Source organism: Providencia zhijiangensis (genome assembly GCF_030315915.2).
GTDB lineage: Bacteria > Pseudomonadota > Gammaproteobacteria > Enterobacterales > Enterobacteriaceae > Providencia > Providencia zhijiangensis.
The window spans coordinates 1319921-1334038 of sequence record NZ_CP135990.1; the positions used below are offsets into that span (position 1 = coordinate 1319921).

At 41.5% G+C, this 14118-nt stretch carries 12 protein-coding genes; 6 read left to right on the forward strand and 6 right to left on the reverse strand.

What is annotated here, in order from left to right:
- The first annotated feature begins 48 nt into the window (after nucleotides 1–48).
- From fdnG to QS795_RS05945, 4 genes are all read left to right on the forward strand, one after another.
- A complete protein-coding gene (gene fdnG, locus QS795_RS05930) occupies nucleotides 49–3096 on the forward strand; it encodes a formate dehydrogenase-N subunit alpha (RefSeq protein ID WP_154604210.1) in 3048 nt (1015 codons plus the stop codon).
- 11 nt (nucleotides 3097–3107) lie between these two features.
- On the forward strand, nucleotides 3108–3995 hold the full coding sequence (fdxH, locus tag QS795_RS05935) for a formate dehydrogenase subunit beta (protein WP_165906918.1): 888 nt from the start codon (nucleotides 3108–3110) through the stop codon (nucleotides 3993–3995).
- Complete coding sequence (gene fdnI / locus QS795_RS05940; protein ID WP_154604209.1) at nucleotides 3988–4644, forward strand: formate dehydrogenase-N subunit gamma; 657 nt, start codon at nucleotides 3988–3990, stop codon at nucleotides 4642–4644. Before fdxH ends, fdnI begins: the two co-directional genes overlap by 8 nt.
- A 133-nt stretch (nucleotides 4645–4777) precedes the next feature.
- A complete protein-coding gene (locus tag QS795_RS05945) occupies nucleotides 4778–5311 on the forward strand; it encodes a GNAT family N-acetyltransferase (protein ID WP_286269215.1) in 534 nt (177 codons plus the stop codon).
- A gap of 10 nt (nucleotides 5312–5321) precedes the next feature.
- Here the strand turns inward: QS795_RS05945 and QS795_RS05950 are convergent, their stop codons facing one another.
- Nucleotides 5322–5759 carry a GNAT family N-acetyltransferase gene (locus QS795_RS05950; RefSeq protein ID WP_286269217.1) on the reverse strand — a complete coding sequence of 146 codons (438 nt, stop codon included), beginning with the start codon at nucleotides 5757–5759 and terminating at the stop codon, nucleotides 5322–5324.
- A 237-nt stretch (nucleotides 5760–5996) separates the two neighbouring features.
- On the opposite strand from QS795_RS05950, the gene agp reads away from it, so the two are divergent.
- Nucleotides 5997–7250 carry a bifunctional glucose-1-phosphatase/inositol phosphatase gene (agp, locus tag QS795_RS05955; protein WP_154604206.1) on the forward strand — a complete coding sequence of 418 codons (1254 nt, stop codon included), beginning with the start codon at nucleotides 5997–5999 and terminating at the stop codon, nucleotides 7248–7250.
- A 224-nt stretch (nucleotides 7251–7474) separates the two neighbouring features.
- Here agp and QS795_RS05960 read toward each other — a convergent pair whose 3' ends face one another.
- Entirely contained in the window at nucleotides 7475–7912 is a 438-nt protein-coding gene (locus tag QS795_RS05960) for a universal stress protein (RefSeq protein WP_036951577.1), read from the reverse strand.
- Nucleotides 7913–8130: 218 nt separating this feature from the next.
- Nucleotides 8131–8733 carry a tetratricopeptide repeat protein gene (locus tag QS795_RS05965; protein ID WP_154604205.1) on the reverse strand — a complete coding sequence of 201 codons (603 nt, stop codon included), beginning with the start codon at nucleotides 8731–8733 and terminating at the stop codon, nucleotides 8131–8133.
- Nucleotides 8734–9465: 732 nt separating this feature from the next.
- On the opposite strand from QS795_RS05965, the gene QS795_RS05970 reads away from it, so the two are divergent.
- Nucleotides 9466–10794: an SLC5/6 family protein gene (locus QS795_RS05970; protein ID WP_286269222.1), complete on the forward strand. Its 1329-nt coding sequence runs from the start codon at nucleotides 9466–9468 to the stop codon at nucleotides 10792–10794.
- A gap of 108 nt (nucleotides 10795–10902) precedes the next feature.
- On the opposite strand, the gene QS795_RS05975 is transcribed toward QS795_RS05970, so the two are convergent.
- The 3 genes from QS795_RS05975 to QS795_RS05985 all read right to left on the reverse strand — a co-directional run bounded on the left by QS795_RS05975 (nucleotide 10903) and on the right by QS795_RS05985 (nucleotide 13935).
- On the reverse strand, nucleotides 10903–11310 hold the full coding sequence (locus QS795_RS05975; RefSeq protein ID WP_154604203.1) for an acyl-CoA thioesterase: 408 nt from the start codon (nucleotides 11308–11310) through the stop codon (nucleotides 10903–10905).
- Nucleotides 11311–11450: 140 nt separating this feature from the next.
- The gene (locus QS795_RS05980; protein ID WP_318627044.1) at nucleotides 11451–12257 is read right to left on the reverse strand and encodes a PhzF family phenazine biosynthesis protein; all 807 of its coding nucleotides are present in this window, start codon (nucleotides 12255–12257) and stop codon (nucleotides 11451–11453) included.
- 145 nt (nucleotides 12258–12402) lie between these two features.
- Nucleotides 12403–13935: a peptide MFS transporter gene (locus QS795_RS05985; RefSeq protein WP_286269227.1), complete on the reverse strand. Its 1533-nt coding sequence runs from the start codon at nucleotides 13933–13935 to the stop codon at nucleotides 12403–12405.
- Nucleotides 13936–14118: the final 183 nt, after the last annotated feature.

Sequence of the window (14118 nt, forward strand, 5' to 3'; positions counted from 1 at the left end):
GACTGATATTCTCTCCCGCGAATATACAAAAATAAAAAGAGGTTAATAATGAACGTCAGTCGCAGAAAGTTTTTTAAAATCTGCGCCGGCGGGATGGCAGGTACAACTGTAGCTGCGTTAGGTTTTATGCCAGGAATGGCAATGGCTAATGTACGTGAAAATAAATTATTGCGTTCGAAAGAAACGCGTAATACTTGTACCTATTGTTCCGTGGGTTGTGGATTGCTGATTTATAGTATGGGTGATGGGGCAATGAATGCTCGCTCTGCCATCTTCCACGTCGAGGGTGATGCGGATCATCCAGTGAATCGCGGTGCTCTGTGCCCGAAAGGGGCGGGGTTGCTGGATTACATTCGTAGTGACAGTCGTTTACGTTATCCTGAATATCGTGCACCAGGCTCGAATAAGTGGGAACGCATTAGCTGGGACGATGCCTTTACGCGTATTGCCCGCTTAATGAAAGATGACCGTGATGCCAACTTTATTGAAAAAAATGAACAAGGCGCCACTGTCAATCGCTGGTTATCGACAGGGATGCTTTGCGCCTCTGCGGCTAGCAATGAAACGGGGATGTTAACCCAAAAATTCGCACGATCGCTCGGTATGTTAGCGGTCGACAACCAAGCGCGTGTCTGACACGGACCAACGGTAGCAAGTCTTGCTCCAACATTTGGTCGCGGTGCGATGACCAACCACTGGGTTGATATTAAAAACGCCAATGTGATTATGGTGATGGGCGGTAACGCCGCTGAAGCTCACCCTGTCGGATTCCGTTGGGCGATTGAAGCGAAAAACAATAATGATGCAACTCTGATTGTGGTAGATCCGCGTTTCACGCGTACCGCATCGGTGGCCGATCATTACGTGCCAATTCGTTCAGGAACGGATATTACCTTCCTTTCTGGTGTTCTACTTTATCTAATCGAAAATAATAAGATAAACGCGGAATACGTTCAGAACTATACCAACGCATCTTTGATTGTCAGAGATGATTTTGACTTTAACGATGGCTTATTCAGTGGCTATGACGCTGAAAAAGGTCGTTATGACAAAACCAGTTGGAACTATAAGTTTGATGAAAATGGTCATGCATTACGTGATGACACGCTGCAAGATCCGCGCTGTGTTTGGAATCTGCTAAGAAAACACGTTTCCCGCTATACCCCTGAAATGGTTGAACGGATCTGTGGTACATCGCAAGCAGATTTCTTAAAAGTGTGTGAAATTCTAGCAACCACGAGCGCCGCAGATAAAGCGGGGACATTCCTGTATGCATTAGGTTGGACTCAGCATACAGTGGGCGCACAAAACATTCGTACCATGGCGATGATCCAGTTGCTTTTAGGCAACATGGGGATTTGTGGTGGTGGGGTGAATGCGCTGCGTGGACACTCAAACATTCAAGGTTTAACGGATTTAGGTCTGCTATCGACGAGCCTGCCGGGCTATTTAACACTGCCATCAGAAAAACAGTTAGATGTTGATAGTTATTTAGCCGCGAATACGCCAAAAGCCACATTACCTAATCAGGTTAACTACTGGAGCAATTATCCGAAATTCTTCGTCAGTTTGATGAAGTCATTCTACGGTGATGCCGCTCAACCAGAGAACCAATGGGGCTTTGATTGGCTACCTAAATGGGATCAAGCTTATGATGTCATGAAGTATTTCGACATGATGAGCAAAGATAAAGTCACCGGTTACATCTGCCAAGGCTTTAACCCAGTTGCCTCGTTCCCAGATAAAAACAAAGTGGTTAGCTGCTTAAGTAAGCTGAAATATTTAATCGTGGTTGACCCATTAACCACCGAAACAGCGAACTTCTGGCAGAATCACGGCGAAATGAATGACGTTGATCCTGCTTCCATTCAAACGGAAGTTTTCCGTCTACCTTCAACCTGTTTTGCGGAAGAAGATGGCTCCATTGCTAACTCCGGTCGCTGGCTACAGTGGCACTGGAAAGCGGCGGACGCCCCGGGTGAAGCACGTAACGATGGTCAGATCTTAACGGGTATTTTGCATAAAATCCGTGAGATGTATGAACAAGAAGGCGGTAAAGGTCGCGAGCCATTGTTGCAAATGCGTTGGGATTATAAACGTCAATTCCATCCGGAATCGGAAGAAGTGGCGAAAGAGAACAACGGGGTTGCACTGGTCGACTTATATGATGCTGATGGCAACTTACAAGCGAAAAAAGGCGAGCTTCTGAATTCATTCGCGTTGTTACGCGCTGATGGTTCAACGGCGTCTTCTTGCTGGATCTACACCGGTAGCTGGACTGAGAAAGGTAACCAGATGGCGAATCGCGATAACAGCGACCCATCCGGTATTGGTAATACATTGGGTTGGGCATGGGCATGGCCATTAAACCGCCGAGTTATCTATAACCGCGCCTCTTGTGATACCAAAGGTAAGCCATGGAATAAAGATCTGGTTCTGATTGAGTGGAACGGTAAGAAGTGGGTCGGAAACGATGTGCCTGACTTTAACGCGTCAGCTCCAGAAGTTGGTACTGGGCCATTTATTATGCAACCAGAAGGTTTAGGTCGTCTGTTTGCCATTGATAAGATGGCTGAAGGTCCATTCCCTGAGCACTACGAGCCATTTGAAACGCCATTGGGAACTAACCCTCTGCATCCAAATGTGGTCTCTAACCCTGCTGCGCGAATTTTTGAAGATGACAAGAAACGTCTTGGCGATCATAAAGAATTCCCGTATGTCGGAACCACTTATCGCTTAACGGAGCATTTCCACACTTGGACGAAGCATGCGCGCTTAAACGCCATTGCTCAGCCAGAGCAGTTTGTGGAAATCAGTGAAACCTTAGCCAAAGCCAAAGGCATCGCCTTAGGTGATAAGGTTAAAGTCAGCAGTAAACGTGGCTTTATTAAAGCGATTGCCGTGGTAACACCACGTCTGCAAACCCTGATGGTTGACGGTAAACCGATTGAAACAGTGGGTCTACCTATTCACTGGGGCTTTGAAGGTGCAACGCAAAAAGGCTTTATTACTAACACGTTAACGCCATCTGTAGGGGACGCTAACTCTCAGACTCCTGAGTATAAAGCGTTTTTAGTTAACATTGAGAAGGCGTAAGGGAGGGAACTATGTCCATGCAATCTCAAGACATTATTAAACGTTCCGCGACCAATAGCATTACGCCTCCACCACAGGCGCGTGACGATAAATTTGAAGTCTGCAAACTGATTGATGTGTCATCCTGCATCGGCTGTAAAGCCTGTCAGGTGGCATGTTCGGAATGGAACGATATCCGTGATGAAGTCGGGCACTGCGTTGGGGTTTACGATAACCCAACCGATTTAAGTGCTAAATCTTGGACGGTGATGCGTTTTAGCGAAGTCAGTGAGCAAGGCAAATTGGAATGGCTTATCCGTAAGGATGGCTGTATGCACTGTACCGATCCAGGTTGCTTGAAGTCATGCCCATCTGCGGGTGCGATTATTCAATATGCTAACGGTATTGTGGATTTCCAATCGGAACACTGTATTGGTTGTGGTTACTGTATCGCGGGTTGCCCGTTCAACATTCCACGATTAAATCCAAAAGATAATCGTGTGTACAAATGTACGTTATGCGTTGACCGTGTCGCTGTAGGACAAGAACCGGCTTGTGTGAAAACCTGCCCAACAGGTGCGATTCGTTTTGGTACGAAAAACGAAATGCTGGAATACGGCGCTGAGCGTGTTGAAAAACTGCAAAAACGGGGTTATGCCCAAGCTGGTATTTATGATCCTGAAGGTGTTGGGGGAACCCATGTGGTGTACGTGCTACATCATGCGGATAAACCTGAGCTTTATCACGGATTACCAAAAGACCCACAGATTGATACACCAATTAATCTATGGCAAAGCATCCTGAAACCATTATCGGTAGCGGGCTTTATCGCCACATTTGCAGGGCTGATTTTCCACTATGTGGGTATTGGTCCAAACAAAGAAGTGGATGATGAAGAGGAGAAAGATGACCATGAGTAAAAAGAGCAAAATGATCGTTCGGACTAAATTTATTGACCGAGCGTGCCACTGGACAGTGGTTATCAGCTTCTTCTTAGTCGCATTGTCGGGTATTGCACTGTTTTTCCCAACCTTGAAGTGGTTGACTGAAACCTTCGGTACGCCACAGATGGGACGAATTTTGCATCCTTTCTTCGGTGTACTTATTTTCGTCGTGCTGATGTTTATGTTTGTGCGCTTTGTAAAACACAATATTCCAGATAGAAAAGATGTTCCTTGGCTACTGAATATTGTTCAAGTTCTCAAAGGTAACGAACATAAAGTGGCTGATGTGGGCAAATACAACGCCGGTCAAAAAATGATGTTCTGGAGTATCATGAGTATGATTTTTGTACTTTTGATCACCGGGATTATCATGTGGCGTCCTTATTTCGCGCATTTATTCCCAATCTGGATGGTGCGTTGGAGTATTTTGGTTCACGCATTAGCGGCGATTATTTTGATCCATGCAATTTTAATCCACATGTATATGGCATTCTGGGTTAAAGGATCTATCAACGGCATGATTGAAGGTAAAGTTAGCCGTCGCTGGGCGAAGAAACATCACCCACGTTGGTATCGTGATGTTGAAGCGAAAGAAGCCAAAGCGGAAGCTGAAAAAAGCCAGTAATTTGGCTGTCAATTAAGTAATATAAGCCACTGTTGTTGACGTTACCGAAAAGGTTACACAATGACAGTGGCTTTTTTATGTTTAAAAAAAGTCTTATTTTAGATTGATTATCTTGAGTGATTTCGGAGGGGAAATGGTTGAACTGGTAAGAATTTCTGCAAATGATAAACACGATAATGAATTAATTAATGCGCTATACGATATTTCCTTCCCTGATCACGAACAACGTTCTTATGCAGGGCGAGCGGCATTACTTCCGCTAGAACAATACTATTTATATAAAATTACTGATAATAATCAGTTTGTTGGGTTTATCGGTGGGTGGGTTATTGATGCCTTTTTCTATATTGAACACTTTGCTATTGACCAACATATTCGTGGGTCAGGTTACGGTCAAAAATCGTTGACCGCACTGTGCCAGTTGTACCCACAGATAGTGTTAGAGATAGACCCATTAGTTGATGAAGTTGCGAAAAAACGCCTTCATTTCTATGAAAAAAATGGTTTTGTCAGAAATGACTATGTCCATCATCACCCATGCTATAACACCCAGTATTCACCTCATAAGCTGGAAATTTTAAGCTTAAATACGCCTTTCACACAGAGTCAGTATGACGTATTTAACCATTTTCTGGTGAATACAGTGATGAATAGCCAGTATCTATAACAATCTGTCGCTATTTAGCTAATCGCATATGCAGTAAAGGAAATGGATTTCCTTCCCCATCAAGTTCGGAACGCGCATATTGAACAAATCCCATGTGTTGATAAAAACCAACCGCTTGCGGATTTTGCTCATTCACATCGACTTCATTAACACCTAAGTGTTCAATGGCGTAATTCAGTAGTTGTTTACCGATGCCAGTCCCTCTTGCAAGCGGTGAAATAAACAACATTTCTAGACGATTTTCACCCGTACCTAAAAAGCCCGCTATTTTGCCATTAGGTTCAAAAGTCACAAAAACAGATAAATTAGGTAAGTATTGTTCCCTAATGGGTGTTTTTAGCATTTCAATGTTCTTTTCTGGCAGAAAATCATGAGTTGCTCTTACTGAGGCTTCCCAAAGATGAAGGATCTCATCGTAATGTTCGACAGTGGCGGGCTGAATATTCATTGCATTTTATCCTTATAGAGAAAATTCATCTTAAATTGTGGGTAGCGAATGTCAATATTTGATGGTTATTTTAGTTAAGGGACGTTTTTGGGATATTAATCGCAGAAAAAAAAGATAACTGCTTCATTATTAGAGGATATGTTCCCGAAATTCATATAAGCACTATACTTTATTTTATTGCAGTGTTTATTGCTTGATTATGTTAATCAATTTAAAAACCATGGTAGGAGTATGCTGATGAAATATAAAATGCTAACAGTGTGTTTATCGGCGGCGTTATTCGCACCAATAGCCCCCGCACTTGCAAGTACAGATAATTCACAAAATATGGAATTAGACCAAGTTTTAGTTCTAAGTCGTCATAATTTACGTACTCCTATTGTTAATACAGGGATCCTGACTGAAATAACGGATAAAAAGTGGCCCGCATGGGATGCTGAAAGTGGCTATTTAACGACAAAGGGCGGGGCGCTCGAAGTGTATATGGGGCACTATTTTAGAGAGTGGCTCGATAGCAATAAATTATTTGTGAATGAATTATGTCCAACCAGCAGCGATGATATCTATATTTACACGAATAGCCTACAGCGAACTATTGCAACTGCGCAGTTCTTTACTGCAGGGGCATTCCCAGGTTGTAAAGTGAATATCCATCATAAACCGGAAATTGGTACGATGGATCCCGTGTTTAATCCTATCATTACGAATAGCTCTCCTGAATTTAAAAAACAAGCACTTGAAGCGATGGAGTCCCACCTTAAAGGGTTAAACCTGAAGCCAGGTTACGATGAGCTTGACAATGTTCTCAATATAAAAGATTCGAAGAAGTGCGCGACAGACAAACTGTGTAATTTAGCCACGCCCAAAAATAGCTTTATCATTGAAGCCGATAAAGAGCCGGGTGTGAGTGGGCCTTTGAAGATGGCTAACTCTGCCGTCGATGCAATTGACCTGCAATATTATGAAGGCTTCCCTGAGAAAGATGTGGCATGGGGAATGGTCAATAGCGATGAAAAATGGCAAAAGCTGAATACCTTAAAAAATGGTTATCAAGAAACGTTATTTACACCGAAAATTATCGCAAAAAATGTGGCACATCCAATTTTGAGTTATATGGATAAAGGTTTTGTTTCTGTCAATAAAGGCGAAACCGCTAAATTTATTTTCTTAGTGGGACATGATTCAAATATTGCTTCAGTGTTGTCTGCGATGGATTTCAAACCATACCAATTACCTCAACAATATGAGCACACACCGATTGGCGGTAAATTAGTATTCCAACGCTGGACAGATAAAAAAGAGAAAAAGGACTATGTGAAGATTGAGTATGTGTATCAAACCGCAGATCAGTTGCGAGACAATGCTTACCTCTCTTTAGCAACTCCGCCAAAACACGTTACCCTTGAATTGAAAAATTGCCCGATTGATAAAAATGGGTATTGTTCATGGGAAGATTTTGAAAATGTAATGAAAGCGGCGTTGAAACAGTGATATCCAACTGCCAATAATGCCTGAATGAGGCATAAAAAACCCTGCTCTGAGGAGCAGGGTGTGAAATAGTCACGAAAATGTTTATGAGTCTCTAATTTACCTTAAATGTCGAATAAATGGGCTTATAAATTGTATGGAATTGCCCTTTAGTGTAACAAACTTTAACCCTAACCATTCGACGAGTTAAAATAGAGCTTTCTGCGGTTATTAACCCTTCGTATGGATTAGCGAACCACTAATACGCTCGTTTTCGCATAACGTACAACAGAAGCCGCATTGGAGCCTAATAAGTAGGTAGACATACTTGGGCGACGTGAGCCCAGTAAAATCACATCTGCTTTAATATCTTCAGCTGTTGCCAAAATTTCATCTTTAACTGAGCCTACAACCGCTTTTACTTGCACTTTATCTGCAGGGATAGAGAACAGTTTAACTTTCTCTTGCAGCTCTTTCAGAATGATATCAGCTTGTTTTTGATCATCCGGGAAGTCACCAGGCAAAATAGTGCCGCCATAGCGTAAGTAATTGGAAATGGGTGCAGTCACAGCTAAAAAATGAACAGTAGAATTGTTTAGTTTCTGCATTGCATTAACATGCGGAACTAACATTTTGGTGAGGTCGTCTTCGGTAACATCAATAGGAACTAAAATTGTATTGTACATAATATCTCCTTTTTTCTTTTATATTATAAGTTTAGAACATTTTAATCATTTTTCATATTGATTGTTAATAAATTAATATTAACTGAATTGGGTTAAAAATGATGTGAGCGGGAGTACGCAATTGACGGGAATAAAAAATAGATAATAGATAATAGAAATAATGACAATAGAAAAACGGCAATACATGAGGGGAGTATCACCGATTTTCAAAGAAAATATTATTTTTTAGGCGCTTTAGGTTTTGTGGTTTCTTTTTCTGGGCAGGCGGGTTTTAATCCACCTTTACAAGCTTTATCAATATATTCAGCACCGAGTTTTTCATTAAACTCAGTTCCTTCACCATTTTGTAGCATTTTTCCTAATTGATATTCAGCGGGTGGGAACTTTTTATCTGCTGCTTTTTGGAACCACTCAAAAGCTACGAGATAATTTTGTTTTACGCCAGCACCTTGGTAATAGAATTGGCCCATATAGTTTATGGCTTCAGGATTTCCCTTATTCGCCGATTTCTCAATCCAACCATAAGCTGTTTCAAAATCAGATTGAACGCCATTACCATTAAGATACATATCACCTAGAAATAGTTGAGCATCCGCATTGCCTTTATTGGCGGCCATCGTAAGCCATTTCTTGGCTTTCGGATAATCTTGCTTAATTTCGTTACCGACATAGTAACCAATGCCTAGCATAACCTGAGCTTTAACATCCCCTTTTTGTGCTTGTTGTTCAATTTGCTTAATGACTTCGGGAGGAACAGGGGCAGCGAAAGTTAAATTCGTTGAAAATATAAATAAAGAAATAAAGGTCAATAATCGTAACATAAGGCTTTCCGTATCTTAAGTTGGCTATGAATATCCTTATTTCAAGATAAACTCGAAACGGTGTTAACAGTTATTAACTACAGGATATAACTATCAACGCATCAAATACTCTACTTCTATAATTTATAAATATCAACGCTCCATCGAAAATACAGAGTAAACGAGCTTTTTACTCTTCAGGGGTGAATATTCAAAATGTTTTTCTTCATTAATAAGCCTGCAGCGATTCTCTTTCACTCGATAAATGGGTAAAAATTAAATGTTACTCCCAATAGCGAACTAGTTATTTATATCGAAAATTAACAAGAGAAATACAAAATACGGAGTTATTGCAAAGAATAGCAGTGGTTATCATGGTGTCTTGTGATGTTTAGCATGAAATAAAAGGATAATTGTTGAAATTGTTAATAATCACTAATGGGTTATTAAAAGACTAACGTCTTTAAAAACAAAGAGTTATAATTACTGCGTCCAAAAACAATTAATAGGGATTATTTCCGTCGATAGATAGAGATATTTACGTCGGATTGCTCTTTTTAGAGAAAAAAATTCTCTTTATCGGGGGTTTTATAGGTTAATAAAGAGATAATTTTTCTCTCACATATCCTCTATGATGGAATCATTATAATAGCCTGCAAATAATTAAGGTTATTGAAAGAAATAACCACTTAAGTCGCATCTAAAACAAAAAAAATTCTCTTTTAAGAGTTCAACAATATTAAGTGAGTAATTATGGCTACGATCCCTACAATAGATAATGTCGATGATGGAAAAGCTTCTACGGCTGCTTCTCGTGCAGGTATGACACAAGAACAATGGCGTGCTGCCACTAAGTTTGATGGCACAGATGTTGGTTGGGTGATTATGAGTATCGGGATGGCGATTGGTGCGGGGATTGTTTTTCTCCCCGTACAAGTTGGCTTGATGGGCTTATGGGTATTCTTGCTCTCATCCGTTGTCGGTTATCCTGCAATGTATTTGTTTCAGCGTCTGTTTATTAATACGCTGGCGGAATCACCAGAATGTAAAGATTATCCAAGTGTGATCAGCGGATATCTAGGTAAGAACTGGGGTATGCTGCTTGGCGCACTCTATTTTATTATGCTGGTAATTTGGATGTTTGTTTATTCAACGGCAATCACCAATGACAGCGCATCTTATTTTCAAACTTTCGGTGTAACGGATGAGTTATTATCTGAAAGTCCTTGGTATGGTTTAGTGCTCATTTGTATTTTAGTCGCCATTTCTTCTCGCGGTGAAAAACTGCTATTTAAGCTTTCAAGCTTTATGGTTCTGACTAAATTATTTGTGGTTGCCGCATTGGGCATTTCCATGGTCGGGATGTGGCACTTATATAATGTGGGCTCATTGCCACCAGTTGGACGCTTGTTTAAAGAGGCAATCATCACATTACCTTTCACATTAACATCGATTCTGTTTATTCAAACATTAAGCCCAATGGTGATTTCATTCCGTAGCCAAAACGTGAACCGCGAAGTGGCACGTTATAAAGCCCTGCGTGCAATGAATATTGCGTTTATTGTTTTATTCTGTACCGTCTTTTTCTACGCAGTATCATTCACGTTAGCGATGGGTCATGACGAAGCAGTGAAAGCCTATGAGCAAAATATTTCTGCATTAGCCATCGCGGCGAAATTCTTCCCGGGTGGTTGGGTGACTGTTGTCAGCGTCATGTTAAATATTTTTGCCGTCATGACCGCGTTCTTTGGGGTTTATTTAGGTTTCCGTGAAGCCACCCAAGGCATTGTGATGAACATATTACAACGCATGATGCCAGTTGAGCGTATTAATGAAAATTGGGTGAAGAACGGCATTATGATTTTTGCTGTGCTATTAGCATGGGGAGCGATTATCCTGAACGCACCAGTGCTGAGCTTCACATCCATCTGTAGCCCAATTTTCGGGATGGTGGGTTGTTTAATTCCAGCGTATTTAGTCTATAAAGTCCCAATGCTGCATAAATATAAAGGTATCTCTTTATATCTGATTATTTTTACCGGAATTTTACTGTGTATCTCTCCATTCTTAGCATTCGCTTAATGTCGAGAATATGAATAATGTGCGCTCTATCTTAATGATCGGGCGCACATTTTTTATTTACCAATGTGAATGGTGGTAAATAGAGAGCGGTGATTACTGTTCAAACATTTACCGCTCAAACAATGGGGTTGGTTTGCCATTTTCATCAATTGCCACGAAGTTAAATTGCCCGTGGATCACTTCTTCTCGTCCCTCAGCGTACATATCTTCTAAAAAGATAGAGACATTAACGGTAAGGCTAGTGCGACCAACTCGGATCACTTCCCCGACTAATTCAACGATGGTGCCTGATGGGATAGGGTGGGTAAAATTGATTTTTTCTGTGGAGACGGTCACCAATCTTTTGCGGCAAAAACGGGTCGCGGTAATGAAGGAAACTTCGTCCATCCATGCTAATGCAGTACCACCGAACAGGGTGCTATGGTGGTTAGTGGTGGTTGGGAATACCACTTTAGAAACATGGGTAACAGATTGTTCAATTTTTTGTTTGATTACATCATCAACATCGGAACGCATATTTAAGCCTTACTTTCTTTGAATTCTTACTATTTAAAAACTTGAACCAGTAAAAATAATTACTTACCGGAACATTAATGTACATATCATTAATGTTGCCGATAAGTGTAATCCTGATCACAAATAAATACAGTGATTAATCAAAAGTGAATCGTTCCGGCTAAAAAGAGTGTTGCTTTTCCGGTCATTTTGACGCGATTTTGTTCAATTAAGCAGTGTATTTTTCCACCTCGAGCCGAAATCTGGTGACCTAATACTGGGTTTTTCTGTAATCGTTTAGCCCAAAGTGGGGCAATCGCACAGTGAGAGGTGCCAGTGACGGGATCTTCATTAACACCTTTGGCTGGTGCAAAATAGCGAGATACAAAGTCACACTGTTCGTCGTGGGCTAGGCTATCGGTGCTTTTCGCGGTAATGGTTAATCCCTGCAAAGGTAATTGCGCAAGACGCAACATATCTGGATGGCAATTCTGCACTTGCTCTGGCGAATCAACAAAGCAGATATAACGGTCTTTGGCTAAATACAGTTCGGAAATAGGGGTACCGAGGATCTCGCTTAATTGTGGATACTGGCTTATATCGGCAGGTTCACAATCTAAAATAGGGAAATCTAATGTGAAGCCATCTTGATTTTTATGAACCGTCAGTTCTCCAGATAAGGACTGAAATACAATAGGGTTTGCCGGGTGCTGCTTAAACTTGTTTAGAATATACGAAGCGGCTAGGGTCGCATGACCACACAATTTAACTTCCATTACGGGTGTAAACCAGCGGATATGTTCACCGACCAGAAAGGCTGTTTCAGATAAGTTAATTTCGGCGGCGATAGCGATAAGCTTGTCATCAGGAAGCCACTCATCAAGTAAAACGATAGCGGCTGGGTTACCATGAAATAAGGTATCAGTGAACGTATCGACATAATAAACCGGAACAGACTGTGTGCTCATCGTAAAAGATCCTTGAACGGAAATAATTCATTATGATTAGAAAAGTGAGGGAAGAGTAGCACGAGATTTGCGGTATTGAGGAGAGGTTGGCGCAATAATTGTTGAGATTATTACGCCAACAACGACTATCTAATAACGAATAATATTATTTCGCTTTTGCTTCGTTTTTATCTGCGTTTTGCAGCATTTTTCTGACTGGAATAATCAGGGCTGCTAGCACAACAGCACAAATAACCAGTGCGATAGAAACGTGGGAGAACAGGTCTGGCATTGAATCCAGTTGGTCTTTACGGATATTACCACCCATGATACCTGCTGCTAAGTTACCCAGCGCACTTGCACAGAACCATAATCCCATCACCTGACCGCGCATTTTTTGTGGTGCAAGTAATGTCATGGTTGCCAGGCCAATTGGGCTTAAGCACAGTTCACCTAATGTCAGTAATAAAATACTGCCGACTAACCAGAATGGTGAAACGCCAGTTTGTGTTGCCAGAACGTGGTTAGCTGCAACCATCATGACCGCAAAGCCACCCGCGGCGAACAGGATACCAATAACGAACTTCGTCATGCTGCTTGGGTTCAGATTACGCTTAGCCAAAGAAGGCCAGAACCAGCTGAAAATAGGCGCTAACAGAATGATGAATAAGGCGTTGATTGACTGGAACCAAATCGTTGGGATTTCGAAGTTACCCCATTGGCGATCGGTATAGTCACGCGCAAAGATGTTAAATGATGTTGGCTTTTGTTCAAATGCAGACCAGAAGAACGCCGCAGCAATTAACAGAATTAAACATGCCAGTAAGCGAGAGCGTTCACTGCTGTTCAAACCTGCACAGAAGAACATGAAAATAAAGTAGATGCCCACACACGTAGAGATAATGTAAGCCGAGCTTTTTGCTATGACTGAAGGGTTGAATGGAATAGTGCCATTATTGATTAACACCACCAGTACAGCCAGTGCAGTCATGGCAACCGCAACCCATTTACCGACGTTTTTACGTTGAACGGTAGGGTGATTCCATGTGGAATCTAAGCCGACTTCTTTGTCATAACGACGCATTTGTGGGATCGCGTAGAAACGGAAGATAAGCAGGGCAACTAACATACCCAAACCACCTAAACCGAAGCCTAAATGCCAGCCGTATTTTTCATGTAATGGGCCGATAATTAATGGGGCAATAAATGAACCCATATTGATACCCATATAGAACAGAGAGAAACCACCATCACGACGTGTATCTTCTTTCTTATACAGGGTTCCAACCATTACAGTGATACAGGTTTTAAATAAACCGGTACCTAATACGATCAATAGCAGTCCCACGAAGAAGAAGGTATTGGTAAATAACGCAGACAGCGCTATCGATAAGTGACCCAATGCAATGATTAAAGAACCATACCAAACGGCACGACGCTGACCTAACCAGTTATCCGCGAGCCAGCCACCCGGTAATGATGTGATATAAACACCACCCGCGAAGATACCCACGATAGCAGACGCTTGTTCAATCGGTAGCCCCATGCCACCTTGCAACAAAGTTGCACTCATAAAGAGGATTAAAAGAGGACGAACACCATAGAAAGAAAAACGTTCCCACATTTCGGTGAGGAAAAGCGAACTCAACGGGTAAGGATGCCCGAAAAAAGTTTTAGTTTTAGTCGCAGAATGACTCATCTGTGAACTCCAATACGTTGTGACTTAAGAGGTTGTGCCGAATTGTGAATGTGGAGCAAAAGTTCCATCACTGTTTTTTATTGATATGTTAATGCTGTGTTGCAAACATATTTTCGGCATACATTATTATAAAATTGCTAATAAGCAGAATGAATTTATCGTAAGAAAGTCAGTTTTAAGATG

Excerpts from the sequence above, each read along its gene's own strand:
- QS795_RS05970 (WP_286269222.1), top strand. The coding sequence starts at position 9,466 with ATGGCTACGATCCCTACAATAGATAATGTCGATGATGGAAAAGCTTCT.
- QS795_RS05980 (WP_318627044.1), bottom strand. The coding sequence starts at position 12,257 with ATGAGCACACAGTCTGTTCCGGTTTATTATGTCGATACGTTCACTGAT.
- QS795_RS05960 (WP_036951577.1), bottom strand. The coding sequence starts at position 7,912 with ATGTACAATACAATTTTAGTTCCTATTGATGTTACCGAAGACGACCTC.
- QS795_RS05945 (WP_286269215.1), top strand. The coding sequence starts at position 4,778 with ATGGTTGAACTGGTAAGAATTTCTGCAAATGATAAACACGATAATGAA.
- QS795_RS05965 (WP_154604205.1), bottom strand. The coding sequence starts at position 8,733 with ATGTTACGATTATTGACCTTTATTTCTTTATTTATATTTTCAACGAAT.
- fdxH (WP_165906918.1), top strand. The coding sequence starts at position 3,108 with ATGTCCATGCAATCTCAAGACATTATTAAACGTTCCGCGACCAATAGC.
- QS795_RS05975 (WP_154604203.1), bottom strand. The coding sequence starts at position 11,310 with ATGCGTTCCGATGTTGATGATGTAATCAAACAAAAAATTGAACAATCT.
- QS795_RS05985 (WP_286269227.1), bottom strand. The coding sequence starts at position 13,935 with ATGAGTCATTCTGCGACTAAAACTAAAACTTTTTTCGGGCATCCTTAC.
- agp (WP_154604206.1), top strand. The coding sequence starts at position 5,997 with ATGAAATATAAAATGCTAACAGTGTGTTTATCGGCGGCGTTATTCGCA.
- fdnI (WP_154604209.1), top strand. The coding sequence starts at position 3,988 with ATGAGTAAAAAGAGCAAAATGATCGTTCGGACTAAATTTATTGACCGA.
- QS795_RS05950 (WP_286269217.1), bottom strand. The coding sequence starts at position 5,759 with ATGAATATTCAGCCCGCCACTGTCGAACATTACGATGAGATCCTTCAT.